14 protein-coding genes and 1 pseudogene are annotated in these 16,784 nt (G+C 60.2%); 7 read left to right on the plus strand and 8 right to left on the minus strand.

The annotated features are described in order from the left end of the window. Positions 1-26: 26 nt before the first annotated feature. Entirely contained in the window at positions 27-482 is a 456-nt protein-coding gene (locus tag ACM61V_RS16465) for a hypothetical protein (protein WP_419714169.1), read from the minus strand. Positions 483-834: 352 nt separating this feature from the next. On the opposite strand from ACM61V_RS16465, the gene ACM61V_RS16470 reads away from it, so the two are divergent. From ACM61V_RS16470 to ACM61V_RS16480, 3 genes are read left to right on the plus strand one after another with little or no spacing between them, the layout of a single operon-like run. Further along, positions 835-1,284 (plus strand): nitroreductase family deazaflavin-dependent oxidoreductase, encoded by a 450-nt coding sequence (locus ACM61V_RS16470; RefSeq protein ID WP_419714170.1) that lies wholly within the window; start codon positions 835-837, stop codon positions 1,282-1,284. 45 nt (positions 1,285-1,329) lie between these two features. Beyond that, positions 1,330-1,791 carry a hypothetical protein gene (locus ACM61V_RS16475; RefSeq protein ID WP_419714171.1) on the plus strand — a complete coding sequence of 154 codons (462 nt, stop codon included), beginning with the start codon at positions 1,330-1,332 and terminating at the stop codon, positions 1,789-1,791. 48 nt (positions 1,792-1,839) lie between these two features. Beyond that, a complete protein-coding gene (locus tag ACM61V_RS16480) occupies positions 1,840-2,550 on the plus strand; it encodes an SDR family oxidoreductase (RefSeq protein WP_419714172.1) in 711 nt (236 codons plus the stop codon). Between the two features lie 10 nt (positions 2,551-2,560). On the opposite strand, the gene ACM61V_RS16485 is transcribed toward ACM61V_RS16480, so the two are convergent. The 4 genes and pseudogenes from ACM61V_RS16485 to ACM61V_RS16500 form a co-directional block, all read right to left on the minus strand. Next, entirely contained in the window at positions 2,561-4,357 is a 1,797-nt protein-coding gene (locus tag ACM61V_RS16485; protein WP_419714173.1) for an acyl-CoA dehydrogenase, read from the minus strand. A 16-nt stretch (positions 4,358-4,373) separates the two neighbouring features. Beyond that, entirely contained in the window at positions 4,374-5,936 is a 1,563-nt protein-coding gene (locus ACM61V_RS16490) for an acyl-CoA synthetase (RefSeq protein ID WP_419714277.1), read from the minus strand. After that, positions 5,916-6,866 (minus strand): annotated as a pseudogene (locus ACM61V_RS16495) (NAD(P)H-dependent flavin oxidoreductase); the annotation flags it as partial. The gene ACM61V_RS16490 and the pseudogene ACM61V_RS16495, both read right to left, overlap by 21 nt. Positions 6,867-6,944: 78 nt before the next feature. After that, a complete protein-coding gene (locus ACM61V_RS16500) occupies positions 6,945-7,418 on the minus strand; it encodes a hypothetical protein (RefSeq protein ID WP_419714174.1) in 474 nt (157 codons plus the stop codon). Positions 7,419-7,637: 219 nt separating this feature from the next. On the opposite strand from ACM61V_RS16500, the gene ACM61V_RS16505 reads away from it, so the two are divergent. Continuing rightward, positions 7,638-8,879, plus strand: coding sequence for a serine hydrolase domain-containing protein (locus ACM61V_RS16505; protein ID WP_419714175.1), 1,242 nt, complete (start codon positions 7,638-7,640; stop codon positions 8,877-8,879). An 8-nt stretch (positions 8,880-8,887) separates the two neighbouring features. On the opposite strand, the gene ACM61V_RS16510 is transcribed toward ACM61V_RS16505, so the two are convergent. Then, positions 8,888-10,270: an amidohydrolase family protein gene (locus ACM61V_RS16510; protein WP_419714176.1), complete on the minus strand. Its 1,383-nt coding sequence runs from the start codon at positions 10,268-10,270 to the stop codon at positions 8,888-8,890. Positions 10,271-10,477: 207 nt separating this feature from the next. Between ACM61V_RS16510 and ACM61V_RS16515 the strand changes: the two genes are divergently transcribed. Continuing rightward, complete coding sequence (locus tag ACM61V_RS16515) at positions 10,478-10,915, plus strand: nitroreductase family deazaflavin-dependent oxidoreductase (RefSeq protein ID WP_419714177.1); 438 nt, start codon at positions 10,478-10,480, stop codon at positions 10,913-10,915. A gap of 16 nt (positions 10,916-10,931) precedes the next feature. Here ACM61V_RS16515 and ACM61V_RS16520 read toward each other — a convergent pair whose 3' ends face one another. Next, the gene (locus tag ACM61V_RS16520; protein WP_419714178.1) at positions 10,932-11,903 is read right to left on the minus strand and encodes a bile acid:sodium symporter family protein; all 972 of its coding nucleotides are present in this window, start codon (positions 11,901-11,903) and stop codon (positions 10,932-10,934) included. 139 nt (positions 11,904-12,042) lie between these two features. Further along, positions 12,043-14,406, minus strand: a complete 2,364-nt coding sequence (locus tag ACM61V_RS16525; RefSeq protein WP_419714179.1) for a TonB-dependent receptor — start codon at positions 14,404-14,406, stop codon at positions 12,043-12,045. A 588-nt stretch (positions 14,407-14,994) separates the two neighbouring features. Between ACM61V_RS16525 and ACM61V_RS16530 the strand changes: the two genes are divergently transcribed. Both ACM61V_RS16530 and ACM61V_RS16535 read left to right on the plus strand, forming a co-directional pair. Next, positions 14,995-15,462 carry a hypothetical protein gene (locus ACM61V_RS16530; RefSeq protein WP_419714180.1) on the plus strand — a complete coding sequence of 156 codons (468 nt, stop codon included), beginning with the start codon at positions 14,995-14,997 and terminating at the stop codon, positions 15,460-15,462. Positions 15,463-15,595: 133 nt separating this feature from the next. Continuing rightward, positions 15,596-16,777, plus strand: coding sequence for an MFS transporter (locus tag ACM61V_RS16535; RefSeq protein WP_419714181.1), 1,182 nt, complete (start codon positions 15,596-15,598; stop codon positions 16,775-16,777). Positions 16,778-16,784 lie beyond the last annotated feature (7 nt).

Consider the following 16,784-nt stretch of genomic DNA (forward strand, 5'->3'; position numbering starts at 1 on the left):
TTTGTCGGTACCGTCCGTCCAACGCGCTAACCGAGCGCCTTCGTGAACCAGCCGTCCACGCCATGCTGATCGTGTTCGAAGGATTTGATATCGACGATCTTGTCGCCCGCTTCATTGAAGCGAAACAGGTTGATGCGAAGCCACGAGAATGTTTCGCCGTTCTTCTCGTCACGATAGCGGATCAGGGCCGCGCCGTGAGTGTTGCCGAACATCATGTCGAGCAACTCGAGCCGTTGGCTGCCCTCTGTCTTTTGCATGCGCGTGATGTTGTAGTCGTAATAGGCCTGTTTGCCGCCGGAGAACGCCTGGGGGCCGCGGCCAGGAACGGCGAACTGGACTTCCGGCGCATAAACCGTCTCGGCCATGTTGCGCAGCCGGGTCGGAACGCCGTCCGCGTCGATCGGGTCGCTGCCATCCGCGGGACGCCGGACCATATCGAACATTTTCTGGACAGTGGCCTGCATCATCTCGCGGCTCGCCATTCCAAGAGCTCCTCTCTCAATCAACACGCGCCCGATCCTTGTTGCGGGCATCGATTGTCGCCAGCCAGCTGGCTGGCCGTATAAGTCACCAGGCGCATGAGCGGACTGCCATGCGCTGACTCGAAATCAGTCTACCCATTGCGCCACCCGGCACCCGTCTTTTTTATGCGAAGCGGGCTTGCACAAATCACCGCCAAACCGTGGCGCCACGCTTCGCTGCGACGCGAATTCGCATAAATCTCCATCGCAGCGGGACCAAGACTCCCCCTATCGTTCGGTCGAAGTCGAACGCCCGTGGAAGCAGGTCGCCAAATGACCCACGCGCCGGCTCGATCGATTGCAGGAGATGGATATGTCAGTCGTCGATGAAGTTCCCTGGATCAAAGAGCATATCGCGCTCTACAAATCGGATCCGGAGCGCGCGCACTATTTCGTCATTCCTGGCACGGACGGCAAAGGGCGACCGTCCCTGCTGCTGACGACGATCGGTGCAAAAACCGGCCAGCCGCGCGACATCACGCTGTTTTACGGCAAATCGGGCGGCAATTTCATCATCGTCGCGTCGCTGGGTGGCGCGCCGGTCCACCCGGCATGGTACAAGAACCTAGTCGCGCACCCGACAGCCGAAATCCAAGTCGGCAAGGATCATCACATTGTCAAGGCACGTGATGCGAAGGGCGAAGAACGTACGGCGTTGCTGCAGGTCATGGTCGACCAGGTCATGGATCGATACAACGAGTATGAAAGCATGACCCAGGGGTTTCGAGAGATGCCGATCGTGGTGCTCGAGCCACAAGGCTGAACCGCGGCACCGAGACCCGCCAGCCGAAACGCAGGAGAAGATTGCATGTCGACCCAGAACATCAACCGTGTCGATCACGTCATGTATATTGCTTGGCCGGAAAACCAGGCGGAATACGTCGAGAAACTCTCCAAGCTTTGCCGCGTCAGATTCTACGGCCCAGTCGACAAACCCGAGCTAGGCGTGCGCCTGTACATAAGCTGGGCTGCGGGTCTTGAGGTCGTCTCGCCGATATCCGACACGCTACCGTGGTCGCTGCACATGAAGGATTATCTGCAGCGCCGCGGCGAGGGTGTCATGAACGTCGTTTTCGGCGTGAGAGACATCAACGAGGCAAAGGATCATGCCGCGTCGCTGGGCTATACGCCGAGCGAGCTGATCGAGAACAGCGGCGACGAGCCCTATGCGGCCGAAACCGAGATCATGAAGGAAACCGTCGTCGGCGACTTCATCAACACGATGTTCACGTTCGGGGAGATCAAGCTGGGCCCCGACCCGCTGATCTGAACCGGTTGGGGCCAACGTCGCCGAGCGCGAAATGCCGGGGAAGGCGGGATGCAAATCAAAGGGAAGGTCGCACTGGTAACGGGTGCCAATCGTGGGTTGGGCCGCCAGTTCGCACTACAATTGATCGCGCGCGGCGCCAGCAAAGTCTACGCCGCCGTTCGCGATCCCGCAAAGGCCGACGTGCCAGGCGCCGAGGTCATCGCGCTTGACATCACCGATCCGGTATCGGTCCAAGCCGCAGCAGCGACGGCGGCCGACGTCCAGATCCTGATCAACAATGCCGGCGTCGCGACCTATACCAACTTTCTCGATGGCGATCTGGCAAAGATCCGCCTTGAGATCGACACGCATTATTTCGGCACGCTGTCGATGGTCAGGGCATTCGCTCCCCTCTTGGCAAGCAATGGCGGCGGCGCGGTTCTGAACGTGCTGTCGGGCCTGTCGTGGTTCTCGCTAGACGGCGCGAATTCCTATTGCGCCGCAAAGGCCGCCGAATGGAGCTTGACCAACGGCCTTCGCCTGGAATTGATAAAGCAGGGAACGACGGTCACGGGCGTCATCTTGGCCGCGGCCGATACTGACATGACGGCGGGCTGGGATATCGAAAAAGCCAATCCGCGCGACATCGTCCGCGAAGCGCTGGACGGACTGGTCGCGGGCAAGATGGAAGTGCTGGCTGACGAGCCGGCCAAACAGTCCAAGAGCTTGCTGGCGGCCGATCCCAGCGTCATCTACCCGCAGGCGGTGTTCGCGCACTGATCGCTAGGGTTCAGGCAGCTACGCCGATTTGATCGGCCGTAAAGGCGTAACATGTGTCGTCCAGCGCTTCTACCACGGTCAGCTGATGCTGCGCGGTCGGCAACATGTAATTGAAGCAGTAGCGACACGCCGCCAGCTTCGCCTCGTAAAAAGCACGCTCCGAATCAGCAGTCTCCAGCGCCGTTGTCGCAACGATGGCCTGCCACAGCCACAGCCAGGCGACGACGATCGTCCCCGCCGCATCCAGGTAAAGCGTCGCGTTGGCCAGGCCGCGTTCGGCATCGGCCTCCGACGTCGCTGCCGCCGTCGCCCGCTTCAGATTGTCCAGCGCATTTGCCAACGCCGCGGCAAATGCCGTCAGCGACATGACAGCGGTTGCGGCGGCGATCGTTTCCTCGATGCGTGCGACCAGCAATGCCAGTCCGCGCCCGTCTGCAAGACGCACCTTGCGCCCCAGGAGGTCCAGTCCCTGAATGCCGAACGTCCCCTCGTGGATGTGGTTCAGCCGATTATCGCGATAGAACCGCTCGACCGGGTGATCGAGCGTGTAGCCCGCACCGCCCAAAACCTGGATCGCGAGCTTGTTGGCTTCGAGGCAATGTTCCGAAGGCCACGATTTCGCAATCGGCGTCAAAACTTCGAGCAGCACGCCGATGTCCTCGCGTGCAGCGCCGTGCACAATCGCTTGCTGGTCGACCAACAATGCGCAGAAGTGGGAAAGCGCGAGGCCGCCTTCGACGCATGTTTTCTGTGCAAGCAGCATACGACGGATGTCAGGATGCGCGATCAGCGGCACCTGCGGCGTCGTCAGATCCTTGTGGCCGAGCCGCCGCCCCTGCACGCGCTCCCGCGCATAGTCGCGCGAATATAGATAGCCCGCCAGGCCCGACATGACCGCCATATGGCCGACCGCGATCCGCGCCTCGTTCATCATGTGGAACATGTACCGAAGGCCTTGGTTGGGCTGGCCGATCAGATACCCCGTCGTCGGACCGGCTTCACCGAAATTGAGCATCGTGTTTGTCGTGCCGCGCTGCCCCATCTTGTGGTTCAAACCGACGAGCGTGATGTTGTTGTCAGCGGTCACCGTCCCGGCGGCGTCCACCAGTCGCTGTGGGACGATGAAGAGGGAAATGCCGTTGACCCCGGCCGGCGCTCCCCGAATCTTCGCCAGCACCAGATTGACGATATTTTCGGTCATCCGGTGCGCGGCCCCCGATATCCACATCTTGGTGCCGCGAATATGATAGGTGCCGTCCTCGGCCGGAACGGCTTTCGTGGTGATGTCGGCGAGCGAGGATCCCGCTTGGGGTTCGGACAAGCACATCGTTCCTCCCCACAGACCCGCAATCAAGGGGGGAGCGAAGTGGATTCGCTGATCGTCAGTACCGAATTCCAGCAACAAGTGCGCCGCTGCGCTGGTAAGCGTGGAGTAGTTTGAAATCCCCTGATTTGCTGCGATGAACATCCCGACCGCCGCCATCGCGACGGTGTGCGGCAATTGCAGGCCGCCGTCGCGCATCGAAAAATTCTGCGCGGCAAATCCAGCTTCCGCATAAGCGGTCAGCGCCGTTCGGACGGCAGGCAGGATATCGATTTCACCACCAACGAGAGCGGGCGGACAGGCATCCAGCTGAGCAGCGACCGGCAAATAGCGCTCTTCCGCCAGTCGTTGCGCCGTGTCGAGCAATTGCGCGACCATGGGCCGATCGCAATGCGCATAATGCTCCGTGGCAAGAAGACTCTCGATACCAAGCATTTCGAACAGAACGAAGTCGAGGTTTCGCCGGTCGACGATGTATGTCACGAATTGCTTATACCGTTCAGATGGACCGCCCAACGTTCGCCCAATAAGGCTCCCGCAATTTCCGTTTGAATATCTTGCCCGAATCCTCGCGCGGCAAGTCTTCCACGATCTCGATGTATCGAGGAACCTTATAACGGCTCAACTGCTGTTCAAGCGATGCACGGATTGCGGCAGCGTCAGGTCCGCCGGCATCGACCTGAACATGGGCGCAGATCGCCTCACCGAATTCGTCGTCGGGAATACCGAACACGGCGCTGTCGCGAATGCCAACAATGCCTTGCAGCGTTGCCTCGATCTCGGCTGGATAGATGTTCACGCCACCCGAGATGATCATATCGCGACGACGATCGCGTAGGAACAGGAACCCGTCCTCGTCCACAAACCCCATGTCGCCGAGCGTCAGATACTTGTCGTCCCGGCGGTCGTTTTCCCGGCCGATATATTCGAACGTCGCACCTGGCTCCGAATGGATGAAGATATCGCCGATCGTTCCCGCGGGTACTTCATCGCCAGATTCGTCGAGTACCTTGATCGACACGTTGGGCAACGCCTGTCCCACGCTCCCGGGGTGGGCAAGTGCGTCTTCCGGGCGGCTGATCGAGATCAAGCCGGCTTCGGTCGCGCCATAATATTCATAGATCACGGGACCCCACCATTCGATCATCGCGCGTTTGATGTCCGGCGGGCACGGCGCGGCGCCATGTGCGACATATCGCAGACAAGAAAGATCGTAGCGCCCCTTGACGTCCTCCGGGAGACGGAGGAGGCGAACAAACATCGTCGGCACGATATGCATGTGCGTCACGCGATATCGTTCGATTAGCTGCAACATCTCCTCTGCATCGAAGCGGGGTTGAAGGACGATGTCCGCGCCCGAGGCAAAAGCCATCGTTCCGTAGCTATTGGGCGCCGCGTGATACATCGGCCCGTTCATCAGCACGACCCGGTCCTCGCCGGGCACCAGGCCGTAACCGATCGCGGCGGTGGCGGTTAACGCCGCCTGCGACTCGCCGGGCGCGCGTCGAACCCCTTTGGGGCGACCGGTCGTTCCCGACGTGTAGATCACGGCGCCACGCGGTGCCGTCATGGGCTGAGCGATGGGATCGAAACGGCTCAGCCAACTGTCCCACCCACGATGGATGCCGTTGTGGGGCGCGGACTTGATGCCATAGGCGCGCCGAATTTCGGCAGGCGTATCGACGACCAGGATGCGGAGATCCTCCGGCAGGCCCGCGACGATCTGGGGAAGGAGGTCGGTGTGAACGACCAGCACCTTGGCATCGCTATCGCGAAGAATATATCCCGCCTCTTCGGCGGTTGCGTGCCAATTGATCGCGACGGGATAAGCACCCGCCAGCACGGCACCTTGCATTGCCTCGAAGAACGCGAAATCGTTACGCAGGAACAACGCGACGGTGTCGCCCTCGCGCAATCCCATCTGCCGAAAGCCCTCAGCAGCCAGCGCTGCACGCCGGCGAATCTCGTCATGCGTCCGGACCCGCTCCCCGGCGATCATCACCGGAGCAGTCGCGTCGGGCTGGCGAACGAAATTGGCGTCGAGTGCCGCCTTGGCTGCGATATATTCGCGCGCGAGGCGATCGATATGCTGCGCTGCCGGCATGATGCCGTTGACCGCGCCGATACCTTGCCCGCACCCCCAGATATCGCGCCACGCCTTCTTCTTACTCGATCCGCCCGATCCAAAGCTGATCGAACTAACATCTCCCTCGGCAAGGGCGTCAGGGTCCAGCCCCGCGGCGATGATGGACGGTCGCAGATAGTTGCCATGCACGCCCGTGAAAAGATTGGAGTAAACGATGTCGGCAGCGTTGGAATCGACGATCATCTGCTTGTAGCGATCGTCGGCATTGGCTTCGGCCGCCGTAATGAACAGCGAGCCGACGTAAGCCAAGTCGGCCCCCATCGCTTGCGCGGCCAGAACCCCCCTTCCCGTCGCGATCGATCCCGACAGGGCGATCACCCCATCAAACCATTGTCGCAATTCCTGCACCAGCGCGAGCGGCGAGAGGCGCCCCGCGTGCCCGCCGGCACCCGCGGCAACCGCGATCAGCCCGTCCGCGCCCTTCTCGATCGCCTTTCGCCCGAACCGGTCGTCGATCACGTCGTGCAGGGTGACCCCGCCCCAATCGTGTACCGCTGTATTCAGGTCCTCGCGTGCGCCGAGCGAGGTGATGACGACCGGCACCTTGTATTTGGCGCACAACGCGAGGTCCTGGTCGAGCCGGTCGTTGCTCTTGTGAACGATCTGGTTGACGGCGAACGGTGCCGACGGCTGGTCGGGATGCCGACGGTCCCACGTGGCCAACGCTTCGGTGATCTGCGCCAGCCATTCGTCGAGCTGCCCAATGGGCCGCGCATTCAACGATGGGAGAGCCCCCATGATCCCGGCCGTACACTGCGCAATCACTAGTTCGGGATTGGAGATGATGAACAGCGGCGATGCGATGACCGGCAGCCGCAGCCGGTCGAAGAGCGAGCCCGTCGTCATTCTATCCTTCTCCGAAAAGCGCCCGTGCAGAATGGACGTGACGAAACTAAGCGCGGAGGAAAGCGGCTCGCCAGCCCCTCACGTCAACGAGGCGGAATACCAGGCATCGACACCGTATTGGTCGTGCTCATACGTGCGAATCTGGACGATCTGGTCGCAACTCTCATTGAACTCGAACGCGTTGATGCGCAGCCAGGAGAATGTTTGATCGCCACGCTGGTCGCTGTAGCGGACCAGCGCGGCGGCGTGCTTTTCGCCGACCAGAATGTCGAGCAACTGAAGGTCGAGGTTGCCCTCGGTCTGGCTCGCCAGCCGTTTGTTATATTCGTAATATTGCTTCTTGCCGCCGGTAAAGGCATGCGGCCCCTTGCCCGGAACGTTGAACTTGACCTCGGGCGCATAGACTTCCTCGCCGAGCGCCTTCAACTGCTTTGGGACTCCATCCTCGTCCAGATCCAGCCCCTTGGTGGCCTTGTCCGCCTTCAAGTCGTCGACGAAGCTGAACATCTTGCGGACAGTGGCAAGCATTTTGACGCGATTGGCCTGACTCATCGACCCCTCCTCATCTCCAGCAAGCCTTTCGCCAGCTGGCCCAACCTGCATACAGGTCGATTATCGATGCGCGGACCGTAACCTTGGCTGGATCGGGTCTGAAATTGATTATGTGCGAACCTGATTTGCACTTTTTCCCGCGATAGCTCCCGGTCATTCGCATTATGCCGCTTCAATAGGATCGCCTCGAGCCGATCGCAGGGAGAGAAAGGGCGCTGCATGAATAACGTTGCGGTACAGGAAGCTTCGGACTTCCGTTCGGCCGGCGCCTTGTTGAACGGCGTGATGGCAAGTGGCGCGATACCCGGCGGGATCGTCGGTATCGGCTACGGCGCGGAGCCGGCGACTTATCTTCGTACGGGCACCATCGCGTTCGACGATCCGCGGCCGGTCGATGACGATACGCTGTGGCCGATCTATTCGATGACCAAGCCGGTGGTCGGCATGGCCACTATGTTGCTGATCGAAGAAGGCGGCCTATCGCTCGACCAACCGATCGCCGATTTTCTACCGGCGTTCGGAAAGATGCAGGTTCTGACCGACCCGCTCAACAGCCTCGACAGCCGCCCGGCGCGCACGTCGATCACCGTTCGGCATTTGCTCACCCATACCGCTGGCTTCGGCTATACCTTCAATATCGCCGGCCCGCTGCTCGATGAATATCTGCGGCTGGGCATTACGCCGTCCCGGATGGGCGCGTCAGCCGCAGGCGACAACACGCCGCCGACGGCATCCGGCCTGCTCGAATTCTGTAACCGCGTCGCCTCGCTGCCGCTGCTGAACGAGCCCGGAACGCGGTGGTTCTATTCGATCGCGCAGGACGTTCTTGGCGGCGTGATCGAACTGGCCTCGGGGATGGCGTTTGACCTATATCTGTCTGAAAAGCTGTTTGCCCCCCTCGGCATGACAAGCACCGGCTTTCAGGTGGCGGCGAAAGATGCGGCGCGACTCGCATCGCTGTACATGACGATCGACGATGAAACGCATGCGGCGGATCCGGGATCGGCGTCGGTCTACGCCACGCCGCCCGCCTTCGCCTTCGGCGGAACCGGGCTGGTATCGAGCGCGCGCGACTATGACCGGTTCCTGGTCATGCTGCTGAACGAGGGCAGGTATGACGGCCGCGAAATCATGCCGGCTCGCGCGGTCAAACGAGGGATGTCGAACCTGTTGCCCGATGGCACCGACCTGTCATCATTCATCTGGTGGCCCGATCCCGCGACGATGGGGATGGGCCCCAGTGGCAAAAACGCCGGGTTTGGCGCTTGCGGCCGGGTCGCGCTGGCTGGCCCGGACAAGGGCACCTACTCATGGTCCGGCGCGGCATCGACCAACATGTTTGTCGATCCGGCCCGCAACCTGCGGGGATCGGCCTATATCAATTCGATGAGCACGGCCTTCACGTTCTCGCATCTCGTGAACAAGGCGCTGGTCCGCGACAGCAATGCCTTGAACAGATGAGCTGAACGTCAGTCGGTGCCCCTGGCCGACGTCGTCACGACAGGATTGCTCGGAAGCGCCGACAAGTCGACGCGAAAGCCGTCTTTGACAACGCAATGTAACTTTCCGATATTGGTGATGTCGTCCAACGGGTCGGCGTCAACGATGATAAGGTCGGCTACTTTACCCGGCTCGATCGTGCCGTAATGCTCCGCCTTGCAATAAGCTTTGGCAACGTTGCTGGTGGCGGCCAGAATAGCGTCCATCGGGGTCATGCCCTTTTCGACCATCGCCTTCAGCCAGACGATATGGTCGTGCCCCATCGTCCACGGGCGCTCGCCCTGCTCTTCGATGGGCAGGTCGTTGATGATATCGGGGTCGGGAAACCCGGCGTCGGTGCCGAGAATGATCGAAGCGCCGGCCGCCAGAAGCCGGAAGATATTGTCGTTGTGGACCGCGCCGGCATAGAGAATGGCGGGGTTGTTCGTACTTTCCAGATAACACTGATAAGCAGCCGTCGTCGGTTGGATCACCGACCACCCCGGCCCCTTCGCCATGCGATCGATCAGGTCGTCGGGGATCGGCACCTGTGCCGTCACGTTGACGTGCATCATGGCATCGGTCTCCAGATCGACGGCGGCCTGAAGGCTTTCCACCGACGTGGTGTGGGAAGCGAGCGGAATGCCGGCCCGACGTACTTCATCGGCGATCGCCTCGAGCACGCGCTTGGAAAACACCAGATAGGATGAATCCCATCCCGACACGCCGATCAAATGGTCGCTGATGCCGATTTTGACGAAGTCCACGCCCTGCGCAATATAGTCCCTGATGATAGGACGGATGTCGACGGGGGGCAGCGTGGTGAGGTAACGTCCCACGCCTGCCTCGAATAGGCGATCCATCCGGTCCGCGAAGGTCGTGCTGACCGACTGGCGCGATCGTGCGGAATAGTCCGGTGTGAACGGCCCGCCACGACCGATGATGTTTCCTGCAGCAAAAATGCGCGCGCCGGGGACCTCGCCGGCATTGATCCGGCCTCGCGCGCGAAGCACGGGGCCTAGCGCGTTCCACGTATCGAACAGCGTCGTGAATCCCGATCGCAACGCGATCTGCGCGGCTTCCTCGATGACTTCCTGATACCGCCCCTCGAACCTAACCAGATATTCGATGCCGCCGACATGCGCCATCATCGTGCCGTCGATCAGATGAACGTTTGCGTTCATCAAACCGGGGAGAATGAATTTTCCGGTTGCATCGAGCACTTGGGCGGTCGGCGGCGCCGCGCTCTCGTCATCGGATATCGCCGAGAACTTCCCGTGCTCCACGAGGATGCGCGCGTTTCGCGTCGGTGCGCCGCCGCGACCGTCGATGAGCGTGCCGCCGCAAATGACCAATACGTCGCTGTCCATCATCGATCCCACCTTCAACACGCCTCGATTTCACCGCCAGCCGACAGCGAGGCCTAAGTTTCTATTTTCACAGGCCAGGGGCCACCAACGGATATCTGTGCGAGTGACGGTCGCGATATTTCGCGTTCATCCGGTTCGCGTAGCGATTTAGGTTTCTTGCATCCCGTTATCACCGCAGGCGCTGGGCCGCCGGCGAGAAGGAGCCGCACGATGGGCTATCTCGAAGAACATGCATGGATCGGCGAGCATATCGCTCTCTATCGCAAGGATCCGGCCAAGGCACATGACTGGCAGAGCTTCAGTGGTGGAATCAAACCCACGCTCCTGTTGACGACCAAGGGCCGCAAGACCGGCAATCAGATCGATAGTCCCCTGGTGTACGGGAAACAAGGCAGCAGCTTTGTGATCGTCGGGTCCAAGGGCGGAGATCCGGAGCATCCGAGCTGGTACAAGAACCTGCTGGCGAACCCCGACGCTGAGATTCAGGTGGCGCTCGACCATTATCTCGTCAGCGCCCGCACCGCCACCGGTGATGAACGCGACACGCTGTTCGCCATCATGGTGGAGATCCTCCCGCACTATGCCACGATGGGAAAGGCGGCCGCCGGTTCGCGCGAAATTCCGGTGGTCGTTCTCGATCCCCGATAACCAGCCGTCATTCGGTTCAGTCTGCAGCCTTCCGCATGGCGAACCGCTTGGCCAAGACGGCGCATACGATGAGCTGGGTCTGGTGAAACAACATCAGGGGTAGGACGACGAGCCCCAATTGAGGCCCGGAAAAAAGGATCGACGCCATCGGCAGGCCGCTCGAAAGCGCCTTCTTGGAACCGCAGAATTGTAGGACGATCTCGTCTTCGATCGACAAGTGCATCAGGCGGCGCGCGATGAGCCGCGTGATTATCAAGATGACGGCGAGCAGCGCCGCACTCACGCCGATGAGTTCGACCAGGTCGACCGCATTGACTTGGCTCCATACGCGATCGACCACGCCTTTGGAAAAGGCCACGTAGATGATCAGCAGGATCGATCCGCGATCCGTATAGCCCAGCACGTGCCGATGAGCCTGCACCCATCCGCCGATCCATGGCCGCAGCATCTGGCCGATCAGAAACGGCGCGAGTAATTGCAAGCTTATGTCGCGAAAGATGTCGAACGACAGCACGACGCCGCGCGTCGTCAGCAGCCAGCCTGCCAATAACGGGCTGATGAACACGCCCAATATGTTCGAGGCCGACGCGGCGCAGAGAGCCGCCGGGACATTCCCGCGCGCGATCGACGTGAAGGCGATCGACGATTGGACCGTCGAAGGCATCAGGCAAAGAAACAACAGGCCGGTCACCAGCGGCTGGGGAAGACTGCCCTCGACCGCTTTGGTCAAAACGGTTCCAAGCATGGGGAAGATCACGAACGTGCACAGCAGGACCGCCAGCTGCAATCGCCACTGCATGATGCCGCTCACCGCGGCCTGCGGCGACAACCGAACGCCGTAAAGGAAGAACAGGAATACGATACCGGCGTCGGCAGCGACATCAGCCACTTTCGCGCTGGCGCCATGAGCAGGAAAGATCGCCGATAGGCCGACGGTCAGCAGCATCAGCAGAATATAGGGATCGATGAAGCGGAAGATGCGGTTCATGAGATGTCCCTGCGGCGCGCGGCCAAGCGATCCCACCGCGTAGTGGGCCGCAAGCAACGATGAGGATTTGGCGGCGCGCGATCGCGTCCGACCGATTGCGCAAACCTTCTCGGCCGGAAGCTTGCGCGATCGCGCCCTGTCAGAACCGCGATGTCAGGCTGATGCCGCCATAAGCGTGAAAGTCGCGCGGCAGGTAGCCGGCCGGCAGGCCGACCGAGGCGACCGCGACCCGCGATGTGTAGTAGAATTTATCCAGCAAGTTCTTCCCGAATAGTTCGATCTGCCATCGACCGTCGGCGGTCTTCAACCCGATCGATCCGTTCAACGTGCCGTGCGGTATCAACAGCGTGAGCGGATTGTTGTCCGCATTGGCGTAGCTCGAACTGGTATGCGCATAGTCGCCCCCGGAGAAGAAGCGCAGCTTGGTGCCCGCTATGTCGCTTTGATAATTTGCACTCACCGTAAAGCGAAATTTCGGCGCAAAGATTGCCCTTAGCCCGTCGCCGTTCTGGACGCCCGTCTGGCCGTTGAAGTTCGGACACGTGCCGGTGCCAACCTGGATAGTGTTGCAAGGCAGGATGAACCCGCCATAGGTGGCATCGTTATACGCGCCGGAGAAGCCGAGCTGTAGGCCCCGCGCCGGCATGACGGTGATGTCACCTTCGACACCCTTGGTCAGCTCGCGTCCAGCATTCTTCAAAATCGTGACGACCCCGACGCGGGTCGGATCGATAGCGCTGACCTGCAGGTTTTTGACGGTCTCCGAGAATGCGGCGACGTTGATCACCAGGCGATTGTCCAGCAATCGCAGCTTGACGCCGATTTCGTAGGCCGTAGCGATTTCGGGTTCGAGCGTCACGTTCTGGCCAGGCGCGAGCCCGGTATTGTTGTTGGCCGCTGGCCCTTTGTAGCCTCGCGAGAACGATCCGTAGAAATTGATGTTGCTCGTCGGCTGATATTGCGCGCCGGCGCGTCCAGACAGGTTGCCGATGCGACGCTTACCCGTCAAATCGACGATCGTGCTGGGTGCCGCGGAGATGACCCCGGTAACCGGATTAAACGTTGAATAAGGGGCGAAATACGTATCGCGGTGATAAACCTGGTTCAGCGTCTCATTGGTGTACCGCGCACCGCCGAATATCTTGAACGCCGGCGCCAGCGCAATCGTAGCGTCGGCAAACACGGCGGCTGTCGTATTGGTGTAATGCGACGCGATCCGGTCGGCGCTGATCGCCGGTGCGCCCGCCGGCGGCGAGAAGGCCCCGGCGAATTTGTACGGGGTATATTGGTTGAATTGAAGCTTCACGTGCTGATAAAATCCGCCGACCACGATGTCCGCGGGACCCAGCTTCAAGTTGCCGCGCAGTTCCTCGGAAAAATACTTTGTACGTTGGCGATAGCCGTACCCGATATATTGGCCTTGGAAGGGATAGGTCGCGCCGGGAATGCTCTCACCGATCCCCAGGATCGACCCGAACGGCGTTCCGTCACCATCGATGTAATATTTGTCGGAAAAGTCGGTGTAGTTTGAGATCGACGTAATCGTCAGCGCATCGGACACTGTCCAGTTCAACGTCCCTCGTACCGTTTTCGTCGAGTAAACGTCCGCGGCGGGGCTGTTGGTGTTGACGACGGTCCCGCCCTCGCCGGTAGGAATGAACACCCCTGCAGCGGCGGCCGCAGCATTGAGGCTGCTTTTGCCGACGATCGTGTATTGGTTCTGATTACCCTTGTTGAAATTATACGCGCCGGACAGGATAAACGTCGCGTTGGGCGTTAGATCTACGGCCAGCTTTGCCTGGACGCCATAAGCGCGCAGGCCAAAGACGTCATTGCCCGTGAGATTCTTCACTTGTGGGCTCAGGTTCTGATAAAATCCGTTCACACGCAGACGTATACCCTCTGACAGCGGAATATTGATCATCCCCCGCAGATACGTTTCGTTGTCCGAGGTTTGAGACGCTTGAAACTCGCCCGCGAGATCGGCCGTGGGATTTTTGGTCACCACACTGATCACGCCAGCGGTTGAATTCTTGCCGAACAGTGTGCCTTGCGGGCCGTTGAGCACCTCGACCCGCTCGATATCCCCTAGCCCGGTGATGAATTCAGCCTGATTATAGACGGGGATGCCGTCGACGACCAATCCGACGCTGGGCTGCACGCCAGGCGCCGTCGCCTTCGACGACACGCCGCGAAGGCCGAACGTCGAGACCATGGCACCCGAGCTGTACGCGAAATTAACAGTGGGCGTGAACCGGGCGAGGTCGCGAGTGTCGATCACTTGCTGTTGCGACAGGGCCTGACCACTCAAAACCTGGATAGAGATAGGGACTTTCAGCGCGGATTCGGAGCGTCGCTGCGCCGTGACGACGATATCCTGAATCTGACCGCTGTCCGCATCAGGCGTCGTGGCCTGCGGCTCTACCGCCGGGGGTTTGGCCGCGCTCGGGCTGGTCGAGGCGTCCTGTGCATGCACTACGTTCGGGCAAGCAAGAAACACCACGGCGGCCGATCCCGCTGCCAAATGCCGAAGATACTGTCGGTAGCGTACGCCCTGCAGGGCACCCCTCCTCTGTGTGGGATCAGTCACCGTCTACCGGTCCCGAATGTTGCTGACCTCGACTTGCGCGAGGTTCATCCTGGCAGCGGTTGTTTTCCGGACGTCCCATCAAACAAGCTGACGACGTCAAGGGGTCAGAGAATTCGACAAACATCCATGAGGATTTTTGCGAAATATCGTCGCATCGACCATTTTCCGATGCACGGACGGATTTAGTGTCGAGCAGTTCGACTATATTTCTCAATGTGTTGGTAGGGCATTTGTATCGTCTTGCCGATGCCGTTCTATCACGTCGCTGACCCCTTAGGATAATGACAACTGCTGCTGCCTACGTCGCTTTTTCACGGCGGGATTTGCGCAACGGCTGTTTGCAAAAGAATGATTGGTGCTGTCGGAATAAAGCGACCTAACTCGCCGTGTGGGCGCTACGGACCACCGTGTATGAACGCCCAGACCGGGCCGCTGACCGTGCAACTTACCAATCGGCTGTCGAAAGGCGCCGAAACGAACATATTGCGTCGGAGAGAATTGATGACTGAACATCGTCGCGAAATGCTCGTGAAGCTCGTCGAGAAGATGTTCGAGCTTCGCGAACGCACGGCGGAAGGCGATCGCCTCACCGCTGACGGCGTTCCGCAGAGAGTCGTCAATCTGGCCCAGGAAATCTTCTCCCCAGACGTCCGATTCAATGTGCCTGGCAAAGGACCGCAGGCGTTCAGCGGCGGCTTGGAGGGTTATTTCGGCTATCACGCCGAGCGCGTGACGAAGACCACCGACAAGCTCGACATGAAGCTGCTCGACATTCTGGCGAGCGATGAGAGCGCTGCGGCACTGATCCTCTATCGCGACGAAATCGCCGGCGAGCCGTTCGAGTGGCTACGCATCAACGCATTCACGTTCAACGATGCCGGCGACAAGATCGTCGAGGTACATACGTTCGAGCACGACCAATATGGCGTCGATGCCCTGTTCTCCCAAAACTACGGGAGCGCGAGTTGATCGCGCACGGCTAACTGGCCACAGCACCGTTTGTGTATCCCGTTTTTTTGGGGGCGTCATCATGGGAGAAAATTTGAGGGGCGAGGTCGAGAGGACGTCCCAATGGGCGGAAATCAGGCGCGGATGGCGAGTCTTGCTCGGCTGCACGATCGGCCTCGGCATGGGTGCCTCGATCCTTCTCTATATCAACGGCGTCTTCGTAACTGCTTTCAAGACCGAGTTTGGCTGGACGCGCAGCCAGCTCGCGATGATCAACGTTATCACGGTCCTGACCGTCATACCGCTGGCACCGCTTGCCGGCATCATCGTCGATCGCTGGGGCCCACGCCGGCCCGCTGTCATTAGCATGGCGTTGATCGCCGTCGGTTTCACGGCGACCGGCTGCATGTCAGGCAATTTCCTCGAGTATCTTGCTCTTTATCTGGCGACGAGCGTCACGGGTCTACTGTCATCGCCGATCAGCTATACGCGGGCGATAAACGAGAATTTTGTTGCGGCGCGCGGGTTGGCGCTCGGCCTCTCATTGACCGGGCTCGGTATCACCGGCGTCATTGCCCCGCCCGCCATGGCCGCGATCATGGCCGCTTACGGCTGGCGAATGGCTTATTTCGCGCTGGCGGGGGCGATCTGTCTGGCCATTTTGCCAGTATACCTGTTGTTGAAGCCATCTGTCGATCAGCCCTCCTCAAATCATACAACGTCTGTCGTGGACACAGATGCCGCGCGGATTGCGCGGATACCGTTTCGCCATCTGATCGGCGACAAGCGCCTGTTGCGGCTCATGGCGCTTTTCTTCTTCATGGCGATTGGCGTGACCGGGTTCACCTTGCATCTGATCCCGATGCTGACTGACGGCGGCATGGCCCCAATAAAAGCTGCCGCCATCCAGTCGATTTTGGGCATTGCGATCATATGCGGACGTTTGGTGACGGGCGCCGCAGCGGATCATTTCTTTGCCCCGCGCGTAGCCGCGATTTCAATGTCGATCACGGTGTGCGGTATGATCGCGATGGCAACCGGTGGCATGGCATTCGCACCATTGTTTGTCCTTGGCATCGGGCTCGCCCTAGGCGCCGAGTCCGACTTGATCGGGTATCTGACGGCGCGATATTTCGGAATTAACGGCTACGGTCAGCGGTATGGCGTCCTGTATAGCTCGTATCTGCTGGCCAACGGCTTCAGCCCGCTTCTTATCGCGCTGGTTTCCGAACATTTCGGGTCTTACCAGCCAGCCCTGTTGATGTGCGCGGCGTTCGCCAGCATGGCAACGATATTGCTTCTAACGGCGCCTCGGTTCCCGCCGCAGTCTGTTTAGCGTCGGC

The organism is Sphingomonas sp. TX0543, from assembly GCF_048565505.1.
Classification (GTDB): domain Bacteria; phylum Pseudomonadota; class Alphaproteobacteria; order Sphingomonadales; family Sphingomonadaceae; genus Sphingomonas.

Coding starts and splice junctions, on each gene's coding strand:
- ACM61V_RS16465 (WP_419714169.1), bottom strand. CDS start 482: ATGGCGAGCCGCGAGATGATGCAGGCCACTGTCCAGAAAATGTTCGAT.
- ACM61V_RS16470 (WP_419714170.1), top strand. CDS start 835: ATGTCAGTCGTCGATGAAGTTCCCTGGATCAAAGAGCATATCGCGCTC.
- ACM61V_RS16475 (WP_419714171.1), top strand. CDS start 1,330: ATGTCGACCCAGAACATCAACCGTGTCGATCACGTCATGTATATTGCT.
- ACM61V_RS16480 (WP_419714172.1), top strand. CDS start 1,840: ATGCAAATCAAAGGGAAGGTCGCACTGGTAACGGGTGCCAATCGTGGG.
- ACM61V_RS16500 (WP_419714174.1), bottom strand. CDS start 7,418: ATGAGTCAGGCCAATCGCGTCAAAATGCTTGCCACTGTCCGCAAGATG.
- ACM61V_RS16505 (WP_419714175.1), top strand. CDS start 7,638: ATGAATAACGTTGCGGTACAGGAAGCTTCGGACTTCCGTTCGGCCGGC.
- ACM61V_RS16510 (WP_419714176.1), bottom strand. CDS start 10,270: ATGATGGACAGCGACGTATTGGTCATTTGCGGCGGCACGCTCATCGAC.
- ACM61V_RS16515 (WP_419714177.1), top strand. CDS start 10,478: ATGGGCTATCTCGAAGAACATGCATGGATCGGCGAGCATATCGCTCTC.
- ACM61V_RS16520 (WP_419714178.1), bottom strand. CDS start 11,903: ATGAACCGCATCTTCCGCTTCATCGATCCCTATATTCTGCTGATGCTG.
- ACM61V_RS16530 (WP_419714180.1), top strand. CDS start 14,995: ATGACTGAACATCGTCGCGAAATGCTCGTGAAGCTCGTCGAGAAGATG.